Below are 25,880 nucleotides of genomic sequence, written 5' to 3'. Positions count from 1 at the left end.
AAGAATCCCTCTCACTGCTTGACCGACTGACCCAACGCCTTGGCGACCAGTTGTTCATAGAGTTCAGCATAGGGTTCGACCGCTTTGCACCAATTGAACGGCGCGGCCATGGCCCGGCAACGCATGGCGTTCAACAGGGGCGGGTGGGCGAACACCTTGAACGCCCGGCTCAAGGCTTCCTCGTAGCTGGCAACCGTCGACTCGTCGAAGAGAAAACCGGTGACGCCATTGTCGATGGTGTCGGCCAGCCCGCCGGTGTTGCGCGCGACCGGCAGCGAGCCGAAACGCTGCGCATACATCTGGCTCAAGCCGCACGGCTCATAGCGTGAAGGCATCAACAGGAAATCACTGCCGGCGAACATCCGCCGCGCATCGGTTTCGTTGAAGCCGATGCGCACACCGATCTGCCCTGGAAAACGCAGGGCGAGGGCGCGCATGGCTTGTTCTTCTTCCGGCTCGCCACGGCCGATGATCGCGATTTGCCCGCCCGAAGAGACGATGAACTCGGACACGGCTTCGGTCAGGTCCAGGCCTTTTTGGTAGACCAGTCGTGAAACCACGGCGAACAGTGGGCCCTTGGAGTCCTTCAGGCCGAACAGTTTGCGCACGTGGGCGGCATTCACCGCTTTGCCGTCCCAGTCGCCGATGCTGAACGGGCAAAACAGGTGGGGGTCGGTCGCCGCATCCCAGCTTTCGTCGATGCCATTCGGGATGCCGCTGAGCAGGCCTTGTTGGGTCTTGCTGGCAAGGAAACCGTCGAGACCGCAGCCGAAGGCCGGGGTGGTGATTTCCTGGGCGTAGGTCGCGCTGACGGTGGTGATATGGCTCGAATAGGCCATGCCAGCCTTGAGGAACGACAGTTTGCCGTAGAACTCCATGCCTTCCTGCTGCAGGGCATGTTCGGGAATACCCAGTTCGGGGCAAGACGCGAGGCTGACCACGCCTTGATAAGCCAGGTTATGAATGGTGAACAGTGTCGGTGTGCGCTGACCACGCCAGTGCATGTAGGCCGGGGCCAGGCCTGCGGGCCAGTCGTGGGCGTGCACCAGATCCGGGCGCCAGTGGATGTGTGCCAGGTTGGCGGCGATGTCGGCGGCAGCCAGGCCCAGACGGGCAAAACGAATATGGTTGTCCGGCCAGTCGCGGCCATTGTTGGCGCCGTAGGGCGAGCCCTCGCGTTCGTACAGTTCGGGGCAGATCAGGACGTAGATGACCAGCCCGTCCGGCATGTCCATGCGGCCGATCTTGCAGGGTGGCAATGCGGCGTGTCCGCCCAGTTCGCCGATGATATGGATCGGGTTTTCGCTGTGCATCACTTGCGGATAACCGGGAATCAACACCCGGACATCGTGCAAATGGGCCATGGCGCGGGGCAATGCGGCAGAAACGTCACCCAGGCCACCGGTTTTCACCAGATCGGCGATTTCCGAGGTCACGAATAACACTTTCTTCTTGTTTGGATTCTGACGTGGAGCGGGCAGTACCGTTTTCGCACCCGGGGCAAGAACCGACATCGAGGTCGGCTCGCCGATTTGCTGGTGAGAACGCTCTCCCTGGATTTCTAAAGCGGCACCGTTCATGTGTTTCTCCCGTTTTATTGATCTGTTTCAGGCATCTCACCCCATGATGCAGGCGGCCAGTTCCCGTGGCCGGGCGCAAAAGCGCTACGCAATGAACAGCAAACGCTGGTCGATGCGCTGAATCTCAAAGGCTGTAGTGGTCATTGCAAGGATTGCACCAGTCGCTGCGGCCCCACCTTTAACCTGACCTGTTGCTTCGGCAGAAAGTTTCGATTTTTTCCCCACAAAATGACCGGCCGGTTTCCAGTCACGAAATGGAGTCTAGGTCAGAACTTAGAGCGCGGTGTGTGACGTTTTGAAATTGTTCGACAATCGGTCTGACGTCACGATTTCCGCGCTCAATCAGCCGCGCCCGCACCGACGAAGTGCAGGTTCTTTCGTCGCCGAAGCACAAAAAGGGGGAGAGAGTTGCCAGAGAATAGGGCATGGCAGAGAAGCGTTCGCACCGCATTGGTGCGAACAAATTGCAGACGAAGACACCGCCAACCTGTAGCAGCTGTCGCAGGTTGTGTGTCAGGACGGTGTGGCCTAATTCAACATCCGGATCGAATGGCCGGTTGTCCAGGCTTGAATATCTTCAATCATCTGTGAAAAGAACAGCCGGTAGTTTTGCTCGCTGACATAGCCGACATGCGGTGTGGCCAGTACGTTGGGCAACTTCCGAAACGGATGGTCGACGGCTAATGGCTCGCGCTCGAAGACATCCAGCGCTGCGCCCTTCAAACGGTTCTGTTCAAGCGCCCGAATCAATGCGGCTTCATCGACGATCGGTCCGCGCGCGGTATTGATCAGCAACGCTGATGGTTTCATCCAGCCAAGTGCCTGTTCATCGACCAGGCCCCGGCTGCGCTCGCTGAGCACCAGATGGATCGACAGCACATCGGCTTGCTCGAACAGCTCGCGCTTGCTGACAAAAGTAACCCCGGCTTCGGCTGCGCGCTCGGCGGTGAGGTTTTCGCTCCAGGCGATAACGCGCATTCCGAACACCTGACCGAACTCGGCGATCCGTTTGCCAATGCTGCCCAGGCCCAGAATACCCAGGGTCTTGCCGTACAGGTCGCCACCCAGGCCTTGTTGCCAGTGACCGGCCCGCAGGGCGTTGGCTTCTGCAAGCAGATTGCGGGTCAGGGCCATGATCAGCGTCCAGGTCAATTCGGGCGCCGCCTGTTTGTAGCTATCGGTGCCGCAGACCTGGATTCCCAATGCCGCGGCGGCCTTGAGGTCGATGGCGGCATTGCGCATGCCGCCGGTGACCAGCAATTTGAGTTTGGGCAGGCTACGCAGGAGTGCTTCGTCGAACAGCGTGCGCTCGCGCATCACGCAAATCACCTCGAAGGACTGCAATCGGTCGCTCAGTGTGGCGTGGTCGGCAGGGTAGTCATGCAAAAAGCTGACTTTGCCGATACCGTCCAGCACCGACCAATCCACCACATGACGGGCCACGCCCTGCCAGTCATCGATCACCGCAATCTGCACAGTCATGAGCATTGTCTCTTCAAAGGGGGGGGCGTGGATTTAACCGTTGGCTGAGGCTGTAACGTCGCGATTATGGCGACATTAACAACGTGGCAGCACCAGGGGCTCAAGGCATCCAGCCCAGTGTCGCCAGCGCCAGCACACCATAACGCGCGCCTTTGGCGAAGGTCACGATCAGCAAAAAACGCCCCACGGGTTCTCGCATCACGCCGGCCACCAGTGTCAGCGGGTCGCCAATGATCGGCAACCAGCTCAGCAGCAGTGACCAATGGCCATAACGTTGATAGTGAGTGCGGGCTTTTTCCAGATGAGCAGGGCTGACCGGAAACCAGCGACGCTCCCTGAAGCGCTCGACGCTGCGTCCTAGCCACCAGTTCAGCAACGAACCCAGCACGTTGCCGAGCGTGGCGACGGCGAGCAGCCACCACAATCCATGCTCGCCGTTGAGCAGCAACCCCACCAGCACGGTCTCGGACTGCAACGGTAACAACGTCGCGGCACCGAATGCCGCGAAGAATAGCCCGAGATAGCCAGCGAGCATTACCGGGCCGGGTAGTCGGCGATCACTTTATCGGTGCCATTTTTTGTCAACCCAATGACCTGATAAGCATCGGCCATGCCGTCCATTTCCATGCCTGGCGAGCCCATGGGCATACCCGGCGCGGCCGCGCCAAGCAGGTCGGATTGACTCAAGGCCAGTACCTGTTCGGCGGGGACATGGCCTTCGACGAATTTGCCGTTGATCACCGCGGTGTGGCACGACGCCAGTCGCGGCGGGACGCCGAGGCGCTGCTTGACTTCGCTCATGTTGGTTTCAACGTGATCGTTGACCTTGAAGCCATTGGCTTCAAGGTGCGCGATCCACTTTTTGCAGCAGCCGCAATTGGCATCGCGGTGGACATCGATCGGAATCAGCTCGGCGGCCTGGGCCAGGGAGCTGATGAACAGGGCGCCAAGGGCGGCCAGACGCAGTGTGGTTTTCATCGGTTATCTCTCGTTGATCATTTCACGCCGCGCATTTTGACCATTTTCGCCGATGAAAAAGAGTGCTTATGTTTCAAAGTTATTCATGGGTGTCCCTTGAAGGTGATGCCCACGCGAAACGCGCGGGCGGCCTTCACGGGTTCACTTGACCTTGAAACGCCCCATGATCGAACTGACCCGGCTATTGGCGTCCAGCAGCTGGCGCGTGTTGAGGTCGGTGGCGTGACCGCTTTGCACCAGCTCTTCGACCATATGGCGGATTTGCACCATGCTGCGGTTGATCTCCTCGGTCACCGCGCTCTGTTGTTCGGCGGCCGTGGCGATCTGGGTGCTGAGGCTGTTGATGTGGCTGACCGAGCCGGCCATTTCGTCCAGCCCGGCGTTGACGCGCGCTGTCGCATCGGCAGCGGACTGACAGCTGGCCTGGGTGTTTTCCATCGCCGCCACCGAAGAGCTGACACCTTGGGTCAAACGGCTGAGCATCTCGTTGATCTCCGAGGTGCTGGCCTGGGTGCGGGCGGCGAGGGCGCGGACTTCATCGGCGACCACGGCAAAGCCTCGACCTTGTTCACCGGCTCGCGCGGCCTCAATCGCGGCGTTGAGTGCCAGCAGGTTGGTTTGCCCGGCAATGGCGCCGATCACCCCGAGAATTTCGGTGATGCGCTGGGCGTCCTGCTGCATGCTTTCGACTTTGTGGGTGGCGCTGGCCACTTCGCCGATCAATGCGCTCACGCTGCTTGAGGCTTCGCCCACCACCACCCGCGAGCGGTCGGCGTGTTCACTGGCGCGCTGGGTAAACGCGGCGGTTTGTGCGGCGTTCTCGGCGACGCTGTCGGCGGTCGAACTCATCTCGGTGATGGCGGTGACGGTCTGGTCGGTCTCCGAGGCATGACGCTGCAGGATCTGGTTGGTATGCGCCGAGGTCTGTTGCAGGTTTTCCAGGCTTGAGGCCATGGCGCCCGTGGCCTGGGTGACTTCGCCGATCATGTTTTGCAGGTAGGCGATAAAGGTGTTGACCGAATGGCCGATCGCGCCCAGTTCATCCTCGGCGCGAATGGTGATGCGCCGGGTCAGGTCGGCGTCGCCGGTGGACAGCGCGTCGATGTTGGCTTTCAAGGCTTTCATGCGCTGGATCAGTTGGCGGATTGCATAGATTTGCAGCAGCACCAGCAGCAAAACCATCGGGATCTGCAACAGGCTCAAGGTGCTCAAGACATCGTCGCGTTGAGCGGTGATCAGGTGGGTCGGCAGGGCGGTGGCAAGGAACCACGGTGTGCCTTCGATCGGACGCATGAAGAAAGTGTTCGCCACGCCTTGATTGTCGAACTCGACGCGTTGCAGCGAAGCATCACGGCGCTCAAGCGCGGTTTTGATCTGCGCGGCAAAAGGCGAGTTGCTTGCCAGTTCACTGATATTTTTCAGGACAATCGGAGCACTGATGCGCGAGCTGTTGCTGATGATCTTGCCGTCGGCCTCGACGATCAGCATTTCGGCGCCCAGGTCTTTTTCCTTGCGCGCGACCAGATCATTGAAGAAGCCCAGAGTGACGTCAATGGTCGCGACTCCGTACGGCACGCCATTGCGCGCTATCGCCATGGCGCAGTTGGTGCGCGGTTCGGCGCTGGCGTCGTCCTTATAGGCCGCGGCCCAGGCGCATTGACCGCGAGGTGTCTGCATGCCGCCCTTGTACCAGGGCTGATCGTAATAGTTGGGCGCCGCGTCGCTGTTCCAGAAGGTGTTGACGGCCAGTTTGCCCGACGCATCCCGGTGCCAGAAGGTACTGAATTTGTTGCGTCCGGCCTCGCGCTGGCCAGGCAACGGCCAGATCCCGCCACCAAACACCTTCAGTTCACCGTACTGGTCCACCAGGCCAGGCAATACGGTGTCGATGGTTGCGCTGTCGAGCAGGGGAATTGTTTGGGTGATGCTGCGTTGTTGCGCTTGAACCTTGTTCAGTTCGCCCTGGATCTGTTCGGCCACTTCGGCGATGCGGTTCAGTGCGACCTGTTCTTCCGTGTGCCGAAGTTTCGGCGCGACCAATTGGCTGATGCCCGCCACCGTCAAGGCGAATAACAACAGGATAAACAACACCAAAAATAGTGTGTAACGGGCTTGAATGGTACGGAATGCGGGCATTGGACCTGTCCTTGTGCTGAGCGCTCTTGTTGATCTATTGCGGCGTTTAGCAGCTATCGGCCCGTGGCAGGCCGACTTTAGTACCATGGTCCCAAGTAAGGTCTTTTACAGACGACCGGTTGGTCATGGACATGAGCCATGTGCGGTTTCATTCCGGGCTGGTGACGTGGTTTCTTTCGGGGTTATCAGCCTGATTCAGTGACGGTCTGATTGTTAAACAATTGTTTCAAGTCAATGAATTCAAGGGTTTGGTGATTTGTATCCGAAATGTACAAGAATTGTAAAAAGCTGAAATATTTGTAGTCCGAGGGACGCTGGCACATTGATACTCGCGTACCAATTCATCAGTTGAACAAGGACTTTTTATGGTCACCTTACAAGGAAGTCTGCGCGCTTCGGGGCAGCTCCCGGTCTGGCTCACGCCGCGCACAGGGGCACTCTCATGACCATCGGTTATGTCGGAGGCTGGACCAGCAAGGCCGGATTACTGATTCGCGAGGGCGGGACGAGTGGCAGTAAACCCGTATCGCAGAGCGTCAAAGTCAAGCAGATGCTCGCACTGGTGGGCAACGACCCATTGGCGCTCAACACCGCGAAAATGAACGAGCAGAAGCTCTACAAGAATTTCAAGGGATTCGACCCCGAGACCGTCACGGTCAAACAGCTCGGAAACATCAGCGCCTTTTTGCGCGATCGCGGTTTGATCAGCGATGTGACGGCCCTGACGCTGCTCAACGCCGGCGACAAGTTCGATCGCTTTGGGGTGCCGAAAAACCTGGATGAAAAATTCAATGCGCTGGAGTACTTCGCCACGCAGCTGGATAACATCCAGAGCAACAACCTCAAAGGCAACAAGTACGCCAACCACCTGATTCCCGAGTACAAGAAGGCGATTTACGTCCTGCAGAACCTGAAGACGTATGGCATGGGCAATGGCCCCGCCGTTCCGAACACCAAGGGTGTCAGCGGCAAAGCCTGATCTTCAAGTGCAACAGGCCCGTCTTACATGGCATGAACGGGCCTGCGACGCTCAGTGTTATCGATCGAGCATCTGCATGACGGCTTGCGGGTAACGCGCCCCGAGCACCGCGTCATCCGGAAAAATCGCCTCCAGCGCCGACAAGTCTTCCAGACTTAATGCAACGTCCAGTGCGGCGACGTTCTCCTCCAGATACTTGCGTTGCTTGGTACCCGGAATTGGGATCAGGTAGTCGCCTTGCGCGAGTACCCAGGCCAACGCCAGTTGCCCTGTGGTCACACCTTTTTCTGCCGCCAGCGTTTGCACCTGTTGGACCAACTGCAAATTCCTGTTGAAGTTTTCGCCCTGAAAGCGCGGGCTGAAGCGCCGGTAATCGTCCGCTGCAAAATCGTCGGGACTTTTCAGGGCGCCGGTCAGAAAGCCTCGCCCGAGCGGGCTGTACGGCACAAAGGCAATCCCCAGGCGCTGGCAGGTCGCCAGGCAGTCGTTGTGCTCCTGATCGCGGCTCCACAGCGAGTATTCACTTTGCAGCGCGCTGATCGGGTGAACCTTATGCGCTCGCTCAAGGGTTATCGCCGAGGCTTCGCTCAAGCCGAGGTAGCGCACTTTACCGGCCTGGACCAGTTCGGCCATGGCGCCCACGGTCTCTTCGATGGCCACCTCCGGATCGACGCGATGCTGGTAATACAAGTCCAGAGTGTCCACGCCCAGACGTTTCAGCGTGCCGTCGATGGCAGCACGGATGTACTGCGGCCGGCCATCGACTCCGCGTGCAGTGGGGTTGGACGGATCACGCACGATGCCGAATTTACTGGCCAAGAACACCTGGTCGCGCTTGCCTGCAATCGCTTTGCCAATCAGCTCTTCGTTGGTGTGCGGGCCATACATATCGGCGGTGTCGAGCAAATTGACGCCCAACTCCATGGCGCGATGCAATGTTGCCAATGCCTCGGACGTATCGCCGCCCGTGGTGTAGAAGTCGGTCATGCCCATGCAGCCCAGACCGATCGCAGAAACCTGAGGGCCGTTTTTGCCCAATTGACGAGTGTGCATGGTGTCGCTCCTTTTTTGATGTGGACCCATTGTTGCGCTCGACAAAAACAAGATAAACCGGCTAAAAACGCTATCACTGTTTGTAATTTCTAAATAATCCGCAGGTAACCAAGAGCAATGGACCGTTTTAATGCCATGCGGGTGTTCACTCGCATTGTCGAGCTGGAAGGATTTGCCAAGGCCGCGGACAGCCTGCAAATGCCCAGGGCTTCGGTAACCATCCTGATCAAGCAGCTTGAGGCGCATTTGGGCGTGCAACTGTTGCAGCGCACCACACGGCACGTCAGTCCAACCGCCGATGGCGCGGCGTATTATCAGCGCTGCGTGCGATTGCTGGCTGATCTGGACGAGACCGAGGCAGCGTTTTCCAGCTCTCGGCAAAATCCACGCGGGCTTTTGCGTATCGACATGCCTGCCGGCATCGGGCGTTTGCTGGTGATCCCGGCCTTGCCGGAATTTACCCGGCGTTACCCGCTGATCGAGTTGGAAATCGGCTTGAACGATCGCCCGGTCGACCTGATTCGCGAGGGCGTCGACTGTGTGCTGCGCGGTGGCTCGTCTCTGGATGATTCGCTGGTAGCGCGACCTCTGGCGATGCTCGACCAGGTCACCTGCGCCAGCCCCGACTACTTGCGACGCCAGGGCACGCCGCACTGTCTGGAGGACTTGGCGGGGCATCAGATGGTCGAGTATTTCTCCAGCACCACCGGCAGGCGTTTCGGCCTGGAATTTGACATAGACGGACACGTGCACCCGGTGAACCTGCCCAAACAGGTGGCGGTCAACAGCGCAGATGGTTATCTGGCCTCTTGTGAAGCGGGTTATGGCCTGGTCCAGACGCCGTACTATCACGTTGCACGGCAGTTGCGCGAGGGAACGTTGTGCGAGGTGTTAGAGCATCTGCCGCCGCCAGGGTTACCCCTGACGGCGCTCTATCCTCCGCACCGCCAGTTGTCTCTGCGGGTGCGGGTGTTTGTCGACTGGCTGGTGCAGCTTTGCGCTCAGCCGGGCAACGGGCTGCTGCGCGGATACTCAGGTAACTGACGGTGAGGCGACTCTGGCTGCCGGTGGAGTAAGGTGTCGTGCAGTTGCTGCATGTGCGGACAGTAGAAACTCACAGGCCGCAGTTTTGCACCACGATGAAACAATGCATACCAGCCAGATGCCGCGGGCGCAGGCATCAACCCGGTAAATACGAAATCGATGGCGCAGAGTCGACGCATGTTCTGTGGAGAGTGCTGCGACAGATCAAGCTTGATCGAGATCATCCAGTGCGCGGGTAGCTGCTGGAGCTGCAACTGCACGCTCTTGTCCAACTGATAAAGCACGACTTCCACTCGCTCATGGTGCTGGCTGATCTGCATTGGCAAAGAGTGTTGTGATGGCGTGTCGTTTCGGGTGCCGAATGACGCAGACAGTTGCCTCATGAAGGTTGCACAGGCCGCCGGCCATTCCAGTTGCGGTAACGGATGTGCATACCCTTTGACCATTTGATAGCCAATGACAACACTTTCCTCATGGGACTCACCAAAGGGCGAGGGAACATAGTCGGGAAGCAGCCCGATGTTTTTGAAACCGAGTTTTTGCGCCATTTGCTGGGTGTAGAGATGATGGGTGACCTGCTTGATCGAGACGCTCTTGAGGCCGAGTCGGCTCGCCCGCCGCAACAGTTCACGACCCAGCCGGGTGGCGATGTTTTTGCCCCGGGCTTGCGGGTGTACGAGGCACAAGGCGAATTCAGCGTGATCCAGGCTATGTGCATCCCTGCACAATGCCGCGTGGCCAACGATGCATTCATCGATCAACGCCAGCATTGAGTGCCATCGGTTGTCGGCGTTGTGCTGGCCAATCATCGACGGCAAATAGACATCAGGCTGTACATAATTTTCCCCATACACCTGGCGAAACAACGCACTGACAGCGGCTGAGTCCGCTTGCCTGAAACGTCGAAACCTGAATGTACTCATGGAGCAGGCTCCCGCTGAGGGGCGCTATACACGCGCAGGTCAACGATCCGGCGCTGCTTTCCCGAGCGTGGATGCAGCAGTAATGCGCCGGTCGTGCAGGGGCTGAAGACACATTCAAGCTGACCACTGCCGATCATTTGGCTGATGTCCGGGTACTGACCCAGCAGTGCTGCGTGAATGGCCGGGATTGAAGCGTTTGTTGACGTCGAGTCGTGCGCGGGCACCCACCTCAGGGTCATTCGATCCTTGACCCCGACACTTTCGATCACCAACTGCCATTGCCAGCAATCGGCCAGGCGCAGAAGGATTTCGGCGATCTCCTCCTGGAACAACGAGATGACACCGATGCGAATACGAATGCTCTGTTCGCTACGTCCCAGCAAGGCGAATTTGCGTTGCCGGGTGCCGCTCGGCTCGCGCCAACATGCGCGATCACCGACGGGATAACGCAGCAGTGGCATTAACTTTCGGGTCAGGTTGGTGATGATCAATTGGCCTGGGCGATGACATTCCTCGATGACCTCGTGGGTGTGTTCATCGACAATTTCCACCACCGTCTGTTGATCAAACACCCGATGTTCACCCACCTCACAATCCCGGGTGCTGGCGCCCACGAGTCCTGCGTCGACACAGGCATAGCCAATGGACGCGACGCGTGCATTGGGAAAGACCTGAGCCAGCATCGGCAATTGTGCGGCAAACAGACTTTCGCCACCGTAGAGCACGGTGGTTATCTGTGGCAGGACGCCGTGTCGCTCGGCCAGGCCGGCGGCGAATCGCAGAAGTTGTGCGGGTACGCCAGCGAGGACATTGATCTGGTGTTCGGCAATGGCCGCTGCAAGCGTTGCGGAGTCGACTTCGCCGGCAAACGGGAACTCGCAGATGGAAGGCGACACATGGGCCAATGATTCATGGATAAACAGAAAACTGGCATAAAGGTCGCCGGCAAAAAATAGATTGGCAACCCGGTCGCCATCGCACAGTTGTCCCGAGAGGGCGTTCCCGAAGTGCGTCACCATGTTCTGCCATTCATCACGGGTGTACGCCACCAGTTTTTCCTGGCCGGTTGAACCACCGGTTTTGTAAATCAGGGCGTTTTCGGTTTTACCGGTCAGTACCGGCCAGGTGTTTAAATTGTGGCTGCCATTCCAATAGTCTGAAGCGACGGTGAGTGGTAGATCTTCGACAGTACAGTGATGTTCTGGTAGTTGATTGAAGTGTGTTTTGTAATAGTGAGAATGTTTTCGTGAGTGCAGCAGCAACTCTTCGAATGAATAGTTAGTGTTCATGAGTTCAGGCTCTTGATAGTTTTAAAATAGGCGTTCAGTTGTGATGCTTGCTCGCTGAAAAGTCAGTTCTCAAGTCAATAATCAGGGGTACTTTGCCGCTGTGCCTGTTGCGTTCGAACCGGTCGGGAGAACACCTTTGAACATCAAGTTCCAGCAGGTGGTTATTCACGGCTGTTGAAATAACGGGGATGCCCAGCAGGCGTTGACGTAGAGTCTGTGGATCATGTTCTGCGCGCACCACCAAGCGTTCGGTTCCGTTGGAGTCGTGATCAAGAAGGAGCTGCAGTTGAGTGGCGGCTTGTTCTTCCAGATCGCTGATCGAGACAAAGTCCGAAGCGATCCGCAGCAGTCGACCGTGTCTTCCTTGCAGTTCAAATCGAGGCGTGTCCAGGCCACAAGGGCAGGTTGCTGGCAGCCAACGTCCAGTGTCCCCGACCTCGTAACGGATGATCGTCTGACCTTCGCGTGCCCGCGAGGTAAAGAGCAAACGACCGACTTCGCCGGGTTCGACAGGAGCGTCGTGTTCAAGGTTGACGATTTCCAGCCACTGGATGTCGCTCATCAGGTGAAAAACGCCATCTGCGCTCGCCGGGCACGCATGACCGAGAGGGCCGGCGTCGACAGAACCGTAGAGGGCGGAACGAATCGTCGAGACCCCACAACGCTCCATCAACCGTCGGCTGGCATTGCCAGAATGTTCGCCGCCCATGAAGACTTTATTGACCCCACCGTAGGCCTTGAGGCGATCCTGCTCGCTGAAAAACAGACGCTGCAACGTGCTGGGCATGCCAATCAGCGTGTTGATGCGCTGGTCCACAATCAGTTGGGCTATTTCACTGAAGTCGTCGTCGTGGGGGCCGCCCATGGGGAAGTGCGTGACCCCCATCTGTTCAAGGATCCTGGAAAAACTGAACAGCCCGCCATAGAGGCTGCCACCGTAGAACAGATTCATCACTCGATCCTGCCCCGGCGTCAGTCCGATGGCGAACATGCCGTCAGCCGCCGCGCGCATCTGCCGGCTAAAGTCTCGATAGCTGTAGCCAGCCAAGGCGGGAGTGCCGCTGGTACCACCTGAGCGGAAAAACAGTTGAGCGTCGGACGAACCGGATTGCGCGATGAAATCCGCCTTGTTCATCACTGCGTACGCGTTCAGTTGCGCCGGGGCACCAGGAGGCTGGTCCAGTGTCGCGCGGTTGCTCGAGAACTGCGGCGGCAAGGTTACCGAGGTCCTGCGGGTAAAGCGTGACAGGGCGAAAACACCGTCATGGGGTTCGCCTGCGTAACCCTGATGAATCAGCTCGGGAGGGGCGATTCGATTGACGCCCGCGCTCAGCAGTTGCCTGACCAGGCTTGGCGTTTGCCGGGGTGTGCAGATCAGAGCACAACTTTGCAGATACGTGCGCCACGGCAGCAGGGACTCGGCAATCAACGCGTTTGGCATCGGCCGTAACAACAGCGTTCGAAACAACGGAGAAGGTGCCAATCGGCGATGGTGCTCCCACATGATGCGCCATCCATCACCGGACCAGACGCGTCCTGTCTCATCGGCAAAACTTTGATCGAGTCGCGCCAAGGCAATCCGGGTGGTGATCTCGCAGGCTTCCTGAGCTGTCGGGAGCAACGCTGGCCAGCGGCGGGCACGGCGTTCGAATGCATCAGCGAGTTGTCCGCCAACAGCATGCAGGGTTTGCGGGTCATCACTGTCCACCAGCAACCACTGCGGGCTGGAGCACGCTTGTTGGTCGAGCCGACACACTTCATCGACCAGGGTATCCAGCGCTGCGGGGGACACGGCTTCTGGCGACAGGTAGGCAAAACTGATCTTGTGACCCCAGTCGATCCAGCGGCACCCGCTGGGAACCAGCCGGCGAATGGCCTTGAGCGCTGCGTCGCCACCCCATGCGCTGACGCCATCGGCGTGAGCGCATAGAAGATCAAGGCGATCGGTATCGACAGGCAACACGGCGATGCAATTGGCCAATAAACCGCTGGCATCGCACTCGAGGAACGCTGCCAGTAATTGCGCACTCAGGCTGTTGTCACTGGAACTTGGGCGCAGCCAGTTGATGTTGCCCACCAGCAGGCTTTCCAGCACTGCGCAGAACCCCAGCAATGGCGCGTTGGCAGGCGTGATATGCACCACGAGTCCTAACGGGGACCAGTTTTCGAACCGCGGTTGATCGTAGGCAATTCGCCGTAGTGACCGCGGCTGCACGCCCAACTCACGTTCCAGTTTTGCACTCAAGGCGCTCCGTTGGCAGAACGCAATCAGTTCCAGGCGTTGCCCCTCATCGAGTTCAAGGGGGTGTTGATGGGCCAGCAGTTTCTGTGTGAAACGGTCCGCGCATTGAAGAACCCTTTCGCTGGTCGGTGGTTGCCCCAGTTGTTGCGCCAATCCTGGCAGCAGCGTGTCGAGGGCCGCCTCAGGTGTGAGTGAGTCGTGCAGTTGGCCATTGATCAGGTACATATCAAGCTCCCCCGATCAGTTCGGCTGCGGCCATCGCGCAACTGCGACTGGCGCTGGTTCCGGCGCGGCCATGCAACTCAAACCAGTCGGTAGCCAGGCCACAGCCACAGGCGGCACCGGGGTGCAGTGTTGCCAGGTCACTCATGACCACGGCGTGTGCCGGGCTCGATGAAATATAAGGCGATACGAAGTGCAACAGACCCCGTTTGCCGTAGGGCTGGACGGCGAAGTCGCTCGGGTTACGGACAAACACCTTTGAGTAAACCGGTGCATGAAAGTGATGGTTGGCGCATTCGATATACGGCACGGCATGCTCGACAGCGCCGTACCCGTCTCGACAACGACTGGCATCTATCCTCAATTGCTGCGCAATCCGGGAATAAAGTTGCTGTCTGGGGACTTCCTCGCTCGCCCGGGTTTTCCAGCCACCGCCAAGGAATACCAGCGAATCGGGATGCAGCTCAAGGTCGGGTGCTTCAAGGTCTTGCATGCGTTGCAAGGCCTGCCAAAGAAACGCAGGAAAACCAAAGATGCGCACCGGTAAACCTTCAATTGCAAACTGGTGCAGGGCTTCAATCACGCCGAACACGTCGAACTCGTGGCCGCTGCCCGTGGCCCGTAGCGCATAGACCACCCGGTTGACCGGCGCGTATTGGCACAGGAACTGGTCGGTATAGGAGGTTCCCAGGCTGATGGCGCCTACAGGCTCATAACTCAGCAACAGATAGTTGCACGGGGTGTGGCTGATCCAGTCGTAATGCTCGAAGATCCGAGTCACCATGTTCTGCGCCGCGGTGATGCTTCGCACGTCATAGCGCATGCGGCTTTTCTGGCCGCTGGTGCCCGAGGATGTCAGCTCCAGGGCATCCTGCCCGGTGGGGCTCAGCAGCAGGCGTTGCTTGAAGTAGTTGGCGTACAGGGGAGGGAGGCGCGACCAGTCGTCCAGGCTGTCCAGCGCGCTGGCACTCAGGCCGTTGGCCTCCAGCCAATGCTCGTAACCGGGGGTGTGATGGCAGTGAAAGAGACTGGTTTCACGCATCGAGTTGTCGAACAAGCCTGGCGGGACAGCGTCCAGACAATACGGCCGTGGCAATGCACATAAGGCATCGGTGTGGGGTAGATGAATCATCAAAAATCCTTTTTTGATTGAGTTATAGAGAGTGCGCCGGCACCGGTGCGGCCGGCAGCAGAACCCAGCGCAATGGCACCAGTGCCAGAAGCCCGGCGATACCGACTGTCAGGGCGAAGTAACGCGGATCTTCGCCAGCCCCCAGCGTTGCGATCAGCGAGCCTGCGCCGGCCATGAGTGCGATGGAGATCATCCCCAACATGGCCGAGACCAATCCTTTGCTGTCGTCACTGGTCAACAGCGCCGCGCGGTACAGCGCGGCGTTGCTCATCCCAAGACCAATGCTGTAAAGCATCAGGCCACCGACGAGAACCGGGATCGAAGGGGCAAACCGGCTGGCAATGATGAGCGCCACAAGGCCCGCGCAGAATGGCCAGAGCGCCCATTGAATCAAGCCTTCAAGGCGAGTCCTGGAAATAATCAGGTTCAGTATCAGATTGCCGATGATGACGGCGGCGAAGACCGGGATCTGCCACAGGCCGTACTCAAGAACCGATAACCCTTGCCCCTGAATCAACAGCAATGGGGACAGGCCGATCCAGGCGATCAGCGGCAAACTCATCAGCCCGAGCGCAGTACTGGCGCAAATAAATCTGAGGTTCCCGAGAAGGGCGATGTATCGATGAGCTATCGCACGCAGCTTGAATGGCGTGGGGTTTAACCGGTTACCGTCGTGACGTAGTACGCCTATGGTTTCCGGCATCACCCAATAGAGCGCCAACCACACGACGATGCCAAGGACGCCGAACATGAGAAACAGCTCACGCCAGGAAATCCATTTCAGTATCAGGCTCCCGAGCAGGGGGCCAAGGAGCGGGGAGAGCAGGGCAACATTACCCAGCAAGGCCATGATTCGGACTGCGTCGGTTTCACAGAACACCTCCTGCAGCGCGGGGTAACTGACGGCGATGACAAACCCCAAGCCCATGCCCTGAAGCAGGCGCAGCAGGTTGAATGCAAAAATACTCTGCACCCAGAGGGTCATGACGCAGGTCATGGCAAAGACTGCACAACCGACCAAGAGAACTTTTCGGCGTCCAAAACAATCCGCGAGCGGGCCAATCAGCCATTGCAGAAGAACACCCCCCAGCAAGTAGAGATTGAAGGCCGATGGAATATGCCGAGTACTGGCGTTCAAGTCATCGGTTACTGTCAACATGGCAGGCATTATCATGTCGCTGGCCAAGTAGGTCAGTAACTCAAAAGCTGTAATCGCCAGGCAAAAACCTAGCGCTCGAAAGGATCCGATTTTTATAATGGGCTTGAGCATAAAATTCCAGGGTGTAGTGCTTATTTATATAGAAGTATCGCGATAGGGGTGAGAGTAGTCTGGAATAGTAATAAGCCAAGCCAAAATATTGTTTTGCTGGTAGTAATAGTTGTCGCGTTATTTCTGGCGGGAATGTCAGGCGAATGTGCTGATGCATGTTTCAGGTATTATCTTGCAGGCCAAAGTGTAATACCCTTGTACGAAAAAGCCCGCGGGGAGGCGGGCTTTTTTCGTGGTGTTCTCAAACGCTGTCAATTGTTGAGAACAGGGGGAACTTAATGATGCAAGTTGCCCCTGCTTAGTAAAAGTCAACGACGGTAGTAGCCATCATGGTGATAGCGGTGGTCGCCATGCCAGCCACCTCCGCATGGGAAACATACACAACCGCTCATGGTCAGGATAATCAGCAGGGGAATCAGCAGTGTGATTCGACGGTACATTTCTCAATCCTCATCGTTTGAACCGCATGCAGCCAAAATGCTTCATGGGCTGTAACATGAGACCCCGCTTGCAGCTGCTCATCCCCGAAGAAGCGTATGGGCTTGGCATGCATCACGATACAAACCCGATACATATCTTCAGGTTCAGGAACCCGCAATGACCCAGTCGCAACGTTTGAAATATTCGATTCTGATCTCCCTTGTCGTATTGGGGATCATGCTTGGTCTGTCGTACATGCAGAACGCCGGAATGATCAGCGAGAAGCTGTTCCAGTACATCGCTATTGGCGTTGCGGTGATCGTCGTGGTGATCAACGGGGTGATGCGTCGCAAGGTCAAACCTTAAGCGACGCGGTAATGCGTTATTGATTGCCGTAGAGCACGGCTGCGGCTTGCGGATGCAGGCTGTAGCTCTTGTCTTCGTTCAAGACAATCAGGCCTTCGCTGCACAGTCGCTTCAACACTTCGCGAACGCTGAGAAAGGACAGGGGAATACCCAGGTCCAGCAAGTGGCTGTGCACCCCACGTACTCCCTGCGGACGATCGTTTTCGGCGGCGGTCAGTAGCGCGTCGATCACTTTCAGGCGAATCAGGCTGGTTCGCAGGCCAAAGCTTTTGAGCAGCTGCCTGATGCGCTCGTTGTTGTGGCGTTCAGCGTTTTTGGTGAGCGCGCGAGCGTCCAGGTTCAGCGAACCGTTTGCCGCAGGGGTGCCATCCGTTGGCAGTTGCGAGTTGTACATGCAAAAACTCCTTTTCAGAGCCTGATCAGTAAAAAAGTGATGGGTGCTCTCATTGATTAATGACGAATGAGCTGCGCAAATCATGAGGGCTCGGATGTAGAAAATTTGTCGGAACCACGTCAGTGCAAGGTGAGATGTGCTGTTTTGTCGGGGTCTGAACCATTAAACTTTTTTCATGTTGACTCGTTACTCGGCAAGGCACATTCACGTGCAGTCAGGCCAAATGAAGGCCGCGACCCTCATCAGGGTTGCGGCCTTCAGCGTTTTAAGCTCGTTGATGTTGTAAATGCCGCCAACGTGAAGCATGCCGGTGGCCGTGTCCGCGAGCATTACCCTTCACGTTTGATTCACGGGCATCAATTGTCGGCCAAAGGTACCGGGTCGAGTTGACGTCCCATTTCACAGACCAGACGTGCGACAGAATCGGCATTGCGAAGGATGGTGTCGATCCGCCGATCCGCTGAAGCCCGGTCGCGAAACACTCGGCGGGCTTCGCTCAGATTGCTGGTGCCGGTGATGGTCTTGATCTGGTCACTCAGATGTTTGGCGGCAGGAATGTCATCGAGGTCCTGCCAGGTTTTCTGCGTGCTGTTCCAGTAGGCGAACAATTCATCGACGGGGGTGTGCATCGACAATGCCTCGCGCTGAAATTGCTCTTGATCCTGTTTCAACTGGCTGGCTTGAGTGGTGATCGTCGAGATCAGGTCGCTGAAGGGTCTTCTCGCTTCCAGGTACGCGATATCCAGCGTACTTGAAAACAGGTGCGAGAACTCATGGATAAGCGTTGCCGCCTGCGCATGGGCAACGACATCAAAGGGCTCTGTCAGCACATGGTTGTAGTGGTGTAGATTTTGATCGAAGAACTTCTCTGTAAAGTGCACTTTCTGTTGCTGGTCATCGTCGAGTACAAAGGCAATCAAGCCGTCTTCGGGATAACGGTTTGAACCGACGACAAAACGCTTGCTGTCGAGCCTGTCCAGTGTCGGATCTACCAGTGCTTTGCAGAGCGGAACGATGGTTGCCTTGATTTTATCCAGAATGGCTCTATCGATCGTCGGCACATCAAAGAACGCTTTGAGAAAACCATCCAGTCGTGTTCCGGATGTGGCCACTTTCAATTGAGCCAGATTATGCAGGCTGTTAAATGCGTAGAACCGTGCCAGATCCAGCGACTGGACAATCATCCGGGCCCTTTCCGGGTAGAGCTGTCTGATGGCCTCCATGCCCTGGGCCTCAATGCTTATCTGCTTTCGCGCATCAAGGTCAGACTGGTACTTGTTGTGCAGTCGTGACATGGCTTTACCGAAATGAACGCTATGCAGGTCGGGATCCAGCACCCACTGCGTTCCCCTGTTCTGCAGATACGGGCCCTGGCGTTGATCATCGACGATGCGAGTTGCCACACCAAACTTTTCGATTTGATACACCTTGCCGTCGACCGGGGCGTACTTGCGTCTGGTTGTCGAGTCACGGTAAGAGCCGTCGACAGCCTTGGTACCCGTTTTTTTCAACTCGATGGCGCTGGCTTCAAAGGATTGCAGCACAGTGCGAGAAGGAGAGGTGAGATCGACCTTGGCAATCTCGGTGGCAACGAAAGGCTTTTCGACGACAGGTCCGTTGTGCACAACCGGCTCAGCGGTCGAAGCGCCAGGTTGATGCAACAACTGGCCCAGTGTCGCCATTTGTGACACCCCGTTGATAAAGGTCTTGAGCGCAGTCCTCCAATGATGGTCCTGTAGGGCCTCGGCCGACTGTTTGAATGACGTATAGCTTTCCCATAGAAGGCGCGGGAGCGCCAGTTTGCCTGGCAGAAACTCTATGCCGTACCTGAGGCCTTTGCTAAACAATGCCTTGAGCGCCTCCCAGTCGGACTGCCCGGCAGGTTGCGATTGACTGTCGAGCATGTGTGACAGCAGCGTTTTGTTATCGATAAACAGTTGATGCAACAGATTTCCTTCGATAGGACTGGACGCGAGTCGGATATCAGACGTGCCGCTGCCGGCCAGCAAATTTTTGTAGGTCGCCTGATGCGGGTCCGGCAGGCGTCTGATCAGCAGATCCTGCAAAGCCCCCGGAAGGTTGATTGCGCTCACGACGCTGGCTTCGTGTTCATACTCGGTGATCCCCAGATGCTTGTCGTATGGCGCGTACAGAATTTGTGGTCCGGCAGCGGGCTCTCCTATCAGGTAGAGCCCTAGTGTCTTGACGGCCGCAGCGCCTTCGGTTGCGATCAGCTCCAAGGGACGCACGATTGCGTTGGCGCCCGTTACCGCTGCGCGTGCCAGGGCATCCGGCATGTCCAGAACTTGCTGAACCAAGCCGAAGCCACGTTCGGAAAGTTTTCCCTGAAGCTTCAGCGTGTGGGCATGCAACAGCAGTTGCCAGGGCAGTTGCTTGATGAATCGAAGCAGTCGGGTCGCGACACCTGGCGCGTCGCTCGCCAATGTATCCGAAAGAAATTGACGATAGGTCGCCTTGATGTCCAGCTGCAGCAAAAGCCTTTTGACTGCGCTGGCATCAAGGGCCGTCGGGAGCGTCTGGGCGATTTTCGAGGCAATGCTGAACCCGGTGTTTTGCAATGTATTGGTAGGGTTCAGCGCAAAATCGGTCAATGTTCGCGCAGGACCGGCCAGCGCCAGATTGGGCGTCACCCACAGTTGATCCGGATCGAGACTGGCTCCCGGAAATTGCCTGGTCATTAGCGCTTTCAGTTGTTCGCGGGCATAGTCCGTCAGCGGCTTGACATCATGCAGGTAGTCTTTGCCGCTCTCTATGCTGTGGCGTAATTGCTCCAGTATTTCCACGTGTCGCAGCACTTCACTCTCGGGTGCCGCCCCGAGCCAGACGGGGAGTGATTGTTGCGTAACGATCCCCTCGGCAATCTGCATCGCACGCTGAAGGTTGAGTGGGGTGGGAGTCTGTTTGTGTTGCTCAAAATCAGCCCGTACCACCGAGCTCGGCAACTCGAGTGAATGGGTATGCCTTCGGGCGTCCAGATACTGTTTGATGGCTGACTGTTGGCACTCCTGAAGCATATTTCTTTCAATCAATCGAAACGGCCCAAGCGTGTAGGTTCGGTGTGGGCGATATTGCGTGCGAGGGATATTTTCCAGGAGCAGCATTCGTTGCTCGTCATCCAGGAGGCGCCTGCCCAACTCGACCTTGACACTGGTGACGGAGCTGAAGGTTTCGAGCCCGCGCCCGGGCGTCCACAGGATCGCCCGACCGGAGTGTGACGGGTCAAGCCCGCCACGCTCGGTCAGCAAAAAGCAGTTGGCCAGCGGCAGCAGATCCGGCTCGTTCGAGCACTCAAGCGTCAACGACCAGGCATCTGGCCGAAACCCGTGCAGCGCTTGCCTTTGCCTTCGGGTCGGCTTGTCGGGGTTGAGCACGGTATCGATGATGGCCTTTTCGTCCGCATGGAGCGTCTTGGTGCTCACACGAAGTGCGGCCTCACCGCGGATTCCCACCGACATTGCATGGGCGAGATCGGTCTTGATGGTCTCCAGAAAAGTGCCTTGTTGTTCAACACTTCCCGAAGGTTGAGCGGCTGTTTTCACCTCAAGGGAGGATTGAACGCTGCGTATTGTTTTTAGCGACAGGGCGGCCTTGTCAGCCAATACGACCGAAGGGCGATTGTCGCCGGAAATCAGCGGGCGCGTGCTCCAGCGCTCCGTGATTGCTGTCGCCAGCAGCTGATTGTCGAGCATGCCACGCACATCCAGCGCACGGTCGAACAAGGCCTGGACATCGATGACACCATCGCTGTGTCGGCAGGTGTCCAGTGCATCCGTGATGCTGTGTTGTTGCTTGGCGATGATGTCGTCGAGCATGTCGTGAAAGACTGGACCGAACATCGGTACTCCCGACACCTCAGGCTTGTCGAAGCCCAGAAATACATCACGCTGTTGCCGTGTCAGCAAGCTGTATAGCTCGTCGTCGTGTCCGGCCGACGTGACCATGGTTTGTATGATCGCTTTCAGGTCTGCGTAATCTTTCAGGACCTGCAAGCCATTGGACTGGGTATACAGATAAGCCGTGGAGTCGCCGTTCAGCATCATGGCGCCAGCCAGTTCGACGAAATGCTCGCGGTGTTCCCAGATGCGGATTTTTTCCGGTTTCAGGTCGCTGCCAGCGTTGCTGCGTGTAGTGCTTTCCTGGTCGAGGAGTGCGGTTAATGCCAGGCTTTGCTCAGGGCTGATGATTGCACTCTGGCGCTTCAACAACAGATCCGTTCGGGCTTTGTCGCTCATGGCTTGAGCAAAGAAGTCCCGGCGAGAAACACCTGTATGCACGTCTGTTGCCCAATAGACCTGCAGCAGACTTGCCAGCATGGGCATCAAACTCGCTGCGAGCTCCTTTGTGGCCTGCTCCCACTGATACTGATGTACCGGGTTAACGGGGGAGGAGGGTTGTAGAGGATTGGTGAACTCGCGAACCTGTCCCGAAGGCCATGTCTGATGCAGGTAAAAACGCAGTAGCGCATCACTCAGGGGCATGGAGTCCACCTGGTGTCGAGCGATGGCGGTGTTCGTCGTTCCAGCGGTCCGGCTTTCAACGAAAAAGCTGACATGGGTGGCGCTTTGATCGAGCCTGGGAAAGGACTTGCGCAGCGCGTTGTTGAGCAATTGATTGAGCATGGCCGTCAGTGTCGGTATTGCACTCAGCTCCTGGAGCATGAGCTCGACATTCTCACGATGGCACTGTTTCAGAATACGGGTCTGATCTTCGAATACCAGGCCGTCAATGACTTGGCCTGCCAAGGTGAATGCGTTGTCGGTACTTAGCGCATTGCGTCGGGAGATGGGGAGAAAGCACAACAGGTCCTTGCGCTCTGTAGCATTTTTCAGTTTGTCGTCCAGCGCCTTCAACAATGCTTGTCGGTCATCGAACTTTTGCAGCCCGCCATAGGGTGTGTAGAGGATGGCCTGTGTGCCGTTGGGCACCGGATGCATCACGAAGCTGCCCGCAAGGGGCTCGGCGTCTGACCCAGCGGCCTTCAACATGATGTTCTCGACGGTCATTGGCGATGTTTGCGCCGAACGAAGCGCGTGGGTCGCCAGTTCAATGTTACGCAGCCAGGACAGGTCCGCGAGTGTGAAGCCCATGGCCCTGATGCGTGGGCTCAATATTCGGGTGTCGCGTAATGCTTCAGGAAAAAAGAGCGGTAACGAATCGTCAGTCATTGTTTTTGCCTCAGCTGAAGCGACGGTTCTACGTCGCAGGAAGAAAGCCCAAGGCTAGAGTCGTGGCAGCGTCAAACGGTGGTAGATAGTTAGTGCATGCGCGGCGCCTGCGTCGTTGATGATCAGGCCCGTTGCAGGTCTCGGCGTCGTTGAACGACGAAGGTTGACAGAGGGCTCGCAAAACGGTGTTTAATCAGCCCGTAAGGTCCCCGTACGCTGTTGCCCCCTCCAATAAAAAACCTGGAGCTTCAGATGTCTGTGCCACACGATCATGCCGTCAATGCAGTCTCGCAACACTTGTCGTACGAAGAGTTGGTTGGCCTACTGGAATCGATATTTCTAAGGCATGGCACAAGCCCCGAGGTTGCCCGGGTGCTGGCGCAAAACTGTGCGGGCGCCGAACGCGATGGTGCCCACAGCCATGGCGTGTTCCGGATGCCCGGCTATGTCTCGACGCTGAACAGCGGTTGGGTCAATGGCAAGGCCGTTCCAGTGGTCGAGGATGTGGCCTCGGGTTTTGTCCGGGTGGATGCCGGCAACGGCTTCGCCCAACCGGCGTTGGCTGCAGGCCGCGAACTGTTGGTGGCGAAAGCCCGCAGCGCCGGCATCGCGGTCATGGCGATCCGCAACTCCCATCATTTCGCTGCACTTTGGCCAGACGTCGAACCCTTTGCCTATGAAGGCCTGGTGGCGCTGAGCGTGGTCAACAGCATGACCTGCGTGGTGCCGCACGGTGCTGATCGTCCGCTGTTTGGCACCAACCCGATTGCGTTCGCGGCACCCCGTGCGGGTGCAGACCCGATCGTGTTCGACCTGGCCACCAGCGCCATCGCCCATGGCGACGTGCAGATCGCTGCGCGCAAGGGCGAGCGTCTGCCACCCGGCATGGGTGTCGACAGCCTGGGCCAGCCAACGCAGGACCCGAAAGCCATCCTGGAGGGCGGCGCATTGCTGCCGTTTGGCGGGCACAAGGGGTCGGCGTTGTCGATGATGGTCGAACTGCTGGCGGCAGCGTTGACCGGTGGCAACTTCTCGTTCGAGTTCGACTGGTCGAATCATCCTGGGGCAAAAACCCCGTGGACCGGCCAGTTACTGATTGTGATCGACCCGAGCAAAGCCGCCGGGCAGAGCTTCGCCGAACGCAGTGAAGAACTGGTCAGGCAGATGCATGCTGTGGGACTGCGGCGTTTGCCGGGTGACCGCCGTCACCGCGAGCGGGCCAAGTCGTTGGCCGGGGGCATCGCGCTCGATGTGCAGACCCTGGCGCAATTGCACGAACTGGCGGGTAATTGAGTTGAGAAAGGCGAACTATGGGTTTAGTGCCAATTAGTTAAGACGCAGAACCTGTGGGAGCGGCGGTGCGGCGATCCGACTTGCTCGCGAAGAGGCCATCACATTCAACATCCATGTTGACTGTCAGTCCGCTTTCGCGAGCAAGCCCGCTCCCACATTAGATCGTTGCTGTTCGATGGGGGCGTTGTTGTTACTTCAGCGCCGCCCCAGCAGCAATCCCACCACCAGACCGAACCCGGCCGAGATCGCAACGGTTTGCCAAGGGTGACCGCCAATGTAGGTTTCGGTCGCCTCGACCACCGGGCGGGTCCGCTCACGCACGCTGGAGACGGAATGACGTGCCTGGCGCAGTTTCAGCGCGACTTGTTCGCGCAGGTTTTCAGCTTCCTCTCCGACCAGCGAGGCACTGCTTTTGAGCAGCTTCTCCGATTCTTCGATCAACGCTTGCAGCTCGCTGAAGACCTGATCCTTGATTTGCTCATCGTTTGCTTGCACCGGGGTTTTTCGGGCCATCAGGTGACTCCTTGCTGGTTTTGGGACAGTGATCAATGGAGTGTAGGCGCGGCGGAAAAGTTGCAGGCTTTTTGCCCTGAAACTCAACGCCAATGGAAAATCTGCCTCCGGAGATTTCCACCTACAGTGTAAGATGTTGCCAATTTTATGCAGCAGGTAACTCCCATGAGCTTCAATCTGGCCGACAAGCCCCTTGCCGAGCGCGCTGCGCTTGAAGATGAAAAGTCCCGTCTGTTCGATCTCTGGCAGAGCAACCTGGGTAAATCCAAAGGCGAAGCGGCACGCTTGTTCGGCGAGCGCTCCAAGCGTAAAGGCAAATGGGCCGAGTGGGTGCGCTCTGAACTGGACGCTATGTCACCGCCGGAATACGCGAACATGGTCCGCAGCGAAGTCAATCGCTTGATGGCTGCCAAGTAGGAAACTGCGACAGCTCCTACACGGGTGGTGTTTGTAGGAAGCTGGCGACGATTGCTTCGCGGACCTTCAGCAACAGCGGATCCAGCTGGCTGTTGGTCCGCCAGCCCAGTTCAATCGGATAGCGCGGTAGTGCCAGCGGGCAGGGCAGCACCGTCAGCCCGCTGAGTGCGGCGATGCTTTGCGCCGCATGGGCGGGGATCGTCGCCACGGCCTGGCTGCCCTTGAGCAGGAACGGCAATGCAGCAAAATGCGTGGTTGATGCGCACACCCGCCGACTTAGCCCCAGCCCCGCCAAACCCTCATCGGTAATGCCGATAAACCCTCCAGACGACACCAGAATGTGCTCGCGAGCGACAAACTCGTCGAGGCCTATTGCCTGTTGTCCGTCGGCCAGGCTGTCGGGGTCGACCAGGCACTGATAGCCGCCTTCCCCCAGCACCTGACGGCTGAGTAAGCGTTCGGCAAAACCGCCGGCGGTGATCGCCAGGTCAACGCTGCGCTCCATCAAGGCCTGAGCCACGATCTGGCTGTGGGTCTGGCGAAAGATCAGCCGCAGCTTTGGCGCGCGCTGGGCGATTTTCTCGATCAATCGCCGACCGTAGGCAATCTCGAAATCATCCGATAAACCGACAATCACTGAACGACCTTCGTACTGGTTGGCCGCCGGATCGACCATCGCCAGGCTTTGTCGGCACTTGTTCAGCGCGTCGCTGACGACCGGCTTCAATTGATTGGCGCGCAATGTCGGTGCCAGGCCGCGACCGGTGCGTACGAACAGTTGATCGGCATAGACGTCGCGCAGCCGGCGCAATGCTGCACTCACCGCGGATTGCGTGACGCCCAGGCGCAGTGCGGCGCGGCTGGCGCTGGACTCGTCGTGCAGCGCTTCGAAGACTTTGAGCAAGTTGAGGTCGATGTCGGCGATATTCATTTGGCTCATATCTTTCAGCAGTGAACGGGG

Annotated in this window: 20 protein-coding genes and 2 pseudogenes; 5 read left to right on the top strand and 17 right to left on the bottom strand. The window is 57.8% G+C overall.

Annotated features, from left to right (window positions below; all coding sequences use genetic code 11):
- Positions 1–11: 11 nt before the first annotated feature.
- The 6 genes and pseudogenes from glgA to AC3WK5_RS03345 all read right to left on the bottom strand — a co-directional run.
- Positions 12–1,580 (bottom strand): glycogen synthase GlgA, encoded by a 1,569-nt coding sequence (gene glgA / locus AC3WK5_RS03370; protein WP_103314498.1) that lies wholly within the window; start codon positions 1,578–1,580, stop codon positions 12–14.
- A 528-nt stretch (positions 1,581–2,108) separates the two neighbouring features.
- Positions 2,109–3,062, bottom strand: coding sequence for a D-2-hydroxyacid dehydrogenase family protein (locus AC3WK5_RS03365; RefSeq protein ID WP_103314692.1), 954 nt, complete (start codon positions 3,060–3,062; stop codon positions 2,109–2,111).
- A gap of 100 nt (positions 3,063–3,162) precedes the next feature.
- Positions 3,163–3,597, bottom strand: coding sequence for a YqaA family protein (locus AC3WK5_RS03360; protein WP_103314499.1), 435 nt, complete (start codon positions 3,595–3,597; stop codon positions 3,163–3,165).
- Complete coding sequence (locus AC3WK5_RS03355) at positions 3,597–4,040, bottom strand: DUF411 domain-containing protein (RefSeq protein WP_054597178.1); 444 nt, start codon at positions 4,038–4,040, stop codon at positions 3,597–3,599. Before AC3WK5_RS03355 ends, AC3WK5_RS03360 begins: the two co-directional genes overlap by 1 nt.
- Positions 4,041–4,181: 141 nt before the next feature.
- Positions 4,182–4,709 (bottom strand): annotated as a pseudogene (locus AC3WK5_RS03350) (methyl-accepting chemotaxis protein); the annotation flags it as partial.
- A 333-nt stretch (positions 4,710–5,042) separates the two neighbouring features.
- Positions 5,043–6,176, bottom strand: a pseudogene (locus AC3WK5_RS03345) (cache domain-containing protein); the annotation flags it as partial.
- Between the two features lie 442 nt (positions 6,177–6,618).
- Here AC3WK5_RS03345 and AC3WK5_RS03340 point away from each other — a divergent pair.
- A complete protein-coding gene (locus AC3WK5_RS03340; RefSeq protein WP_103314501.1) occupies positions 6,619–7,155 on the top strand; it encodes a hypothetical protein in 537 nt (178 codons plus the stop codon).
- A gap of 57 nt (positions 7,156–7,212) precedes the next feature.
- Here the strand turns inward: AC3WK5_RS03340 and AC3WK5_RS03335 are convergent, their stop codons facing one another.
- The gene (locus AC3WK5_RS03335; RefSeq protein WP_103314502.1) at positions 7,213–8,208 is read right to left on the bottom strand and encodes an aldo/keto reductase; all 996 of its coding nucleotides are present in this window, start codon (positions 8,206–8,208) and stop codon (positions 7,213–7,215) included.
- 117 nt (positions 8,209–8,325) lie between these two features.
- Here AC3WK5_RS03335 and AC3WK5_RS03330 point away from each other — a divergent pair, with 117 nt between their 5' ends.
- Positions 8,326–9,252: a LysR family transcriptional regulator gene (locus AC3WK5_RS03330; RefSeq protein ID WP_103314503.1), complete on the top strand. Its 927-nt coding sequence runs from the start codon at positions 8,326–8,328 to the stop codon at positions 9,250–9,252.
- On the opposite strand, the gene AC3WK5_RS03325 is transcribed toward AC3WK5_RS03330, so the two are convergent.
- The 6 genes from AC3WK5_RS03325 to AC3WK5_RS03300 form a co-directional block, all read right to left on the bottom strand.
- The gene (locus AC3WK5_RS03325) at positions 9,210–10,175 is read right to left on the bottom strand and encodes a GNAT family N-acetyltransferase (RefSeq protein WP_103314504.1); all 966 of its coding nucleotides are present in this window, start codon (positions 10,173–10,175) and stop codon (positions 9,210–9,212) included. The genes AC3WK5_RS03330 and AC3WK5_RS03325 overlap by 43 nt on opposite strands.
- Complete coding sequence (locus AC3WK5_RS03320) at positions 10,172–11,464, bottom strand: phenylacetate--CoA ligase family protein (RefSeq protein ID WP_103314505.1); 1,293 nt, start codon at positions 11,462–11,464, stop codon at positions 10,172–10,174. The genes AC3WK5_RS03325 and AC3WK5_RS03320 overlap by 4 nt, the downstream gene beginning before the upstream one ends.
- Positions 11,465–11,498: 34 nt before the next feature.
- Positions 11,499–13,931 (bottom strand): acyl-CoA reductase, encoded by a 2,433-nt coding sequence (locus tag AC3WK5_RS03315; RefSeq protein WP_103314506.1) that lies wholly within the window; start codon positions 13,929–13,931, stop codon positions 11,499–11,501.
- 1 nt (position 13,932) lies between these two features.
- A complete protein-coding gene (locus AC3WK5_RS03310; protein ID WP_103314507.1) occupies positions 13,933–15,060 on the bottom strand; it encodes a LuxE/PaaK family acyltransferase in 1,128 nt (375 codons plus the stop codon).
- A 22-nt stretch (positions 15,061–15,082) separates the two neighbouring features.
- On the bottom strand, positions 15,083–16,330 hold the full coding sequence (locus AC3WK5_RS03305) for an MdfA family multidrug efflux MFS transporter (RefSeq protein ID WP_103314508.1): 1,248 nt from the start codon (positions 16,328–16,330) through the stop codon (positions 15,083–15,085).
- Between the two features lie 308 nt (positions 16,331–16,638).
- Positions 16,639–16,770, bottom strand: coding sequence for a hypothetical protein (locus AC3WK5_RS03300; RefSeq protein ID WP_256583727.1), 132 nt, complete (start codon positions 16,768–16,770; stop codon positions 16,639–16,641).
- A gap of 157 nt (positions 16,771–16,927) precedes the next feature.
- Between AC3WK5_RS03300 and AC3WK5_RS03295 the strand changes: the two genes are divergently transcribed.
- On the top strand, positions 16,928–17,116 hold the full coding sequence (locus tag AC3WK5_RS03295) for a hypothetical protein (RefSeq protein WP_019690573.1): 189 nt from the start codon (positions 16,928–16,930) through the stop codon (positions 17,114–17,116).
- 16 nt (positions 17,117–17,132) lie between these two features.
- On the opposite strand, the gene AC3WK5_RS03290 is transcribed toward AC3WK5_RS03295, so the two are convergent.
- Both AC3WK5_RS03290 and AC3WK5_RS03285 read right to left on the bottom strand, forming a co-directional pair.
- Positions 17,133–17,510 (bottom strand): fe2+ zn2+ uptake regulation protein, encoded by a 378-nt coding sequence (locus tag AC3WK5_RS03290; RefSeq protein ID WP_103314509.1) that lies wholly within the window; start codon positions 17,508–17,510, stop codon positions 17,133–17,135.
- A gap of 356 nt (positions 17,511–17,866) precedes the next feature.
- A complete protein-coding gene (locus tag AC3WK5_RS03285; RefSeq protein ID WP_256585088.1) occupies positions 17,867–22,696 on the bottom strand; it encodes a dermonecrotic toxin domain-containing protein in 4,830 nt (1,609 codons plus the stop codon).
- 252 nt (positions 22,697–22,948) lie between these two features.
- Between AC3WK5_RS03285 and AC3WK5_RS03280 the strand changes: the two genes are divergently transcribed.
- Positions 22,949–23,989 carry an Ldh family oxidoreductase gene (locus AC3WK5_RS03280; protein WP_103314510.1) on the top strand — a complete coding sequence of 347 codons (1,041 nt, stop codon included), beginning with the start codon at positions 22,949–22,951 and terminating at the stop codon, positions 23,987–23,989.
- Positions 23,990–24,184: 195 nt separating this feature from the next.
- On the opposite strand, the gene AC3WK5_RS03275 is transcribed toward AC3WK5_RS03280, so the two are convergent.
- Entirely contained in the window at positions 24,185–24,502 is a 318-nt protein-coding gene (locus AC3WK5_RS03275) for an ElaB/YgaM/YqjD family protein (RefSeq protein ID WP_103314511.1), read from the bottom strand.
- A gap of 165 nt (positions 24,503–24,667) precedes the next feature.
- On the opposite strand from AC3WK5_RS03275, the gene AC3WK5_RS03270 reads away from it, so the two are divergent.
- Positions 24,668–24,919 (top strand): hypothetical protein, encoded by a 252-nt coding sequence (locus AC3WK5_RS03270; protein WP_019690567.1) that lies wholly within the window; start codon positions 24,668–24,670, stop codon positions 24,917–24,919.
- Between the two features lie 16 nt (positions 24,920–24,935).
- On the opposite strand, the gene AC3WK5_RS03265 is transcribed toward AC3WK5_RS03270, so the two are convergent.
- Positions 24,936–25,859: a LysR family transcriptional regulator gene (locus AC3WK5_RS03265; protein WP_103314512.1), complete on the bottom strand. Its 924-nt coding sequence runs from the start codon at positions 25,857–25,859 to the stop codon at positions 24,936–24,938.
- Positions 25,860–25,880 lie beyond the last annotated feature (21 nt).

It is taken from the genome of Pseudomonas sp. FW306-02-D09B (assembly GCF_058782685.1).
This window is presented reverse-complemented; position numbering and strand designations above follow the sequence as displayed.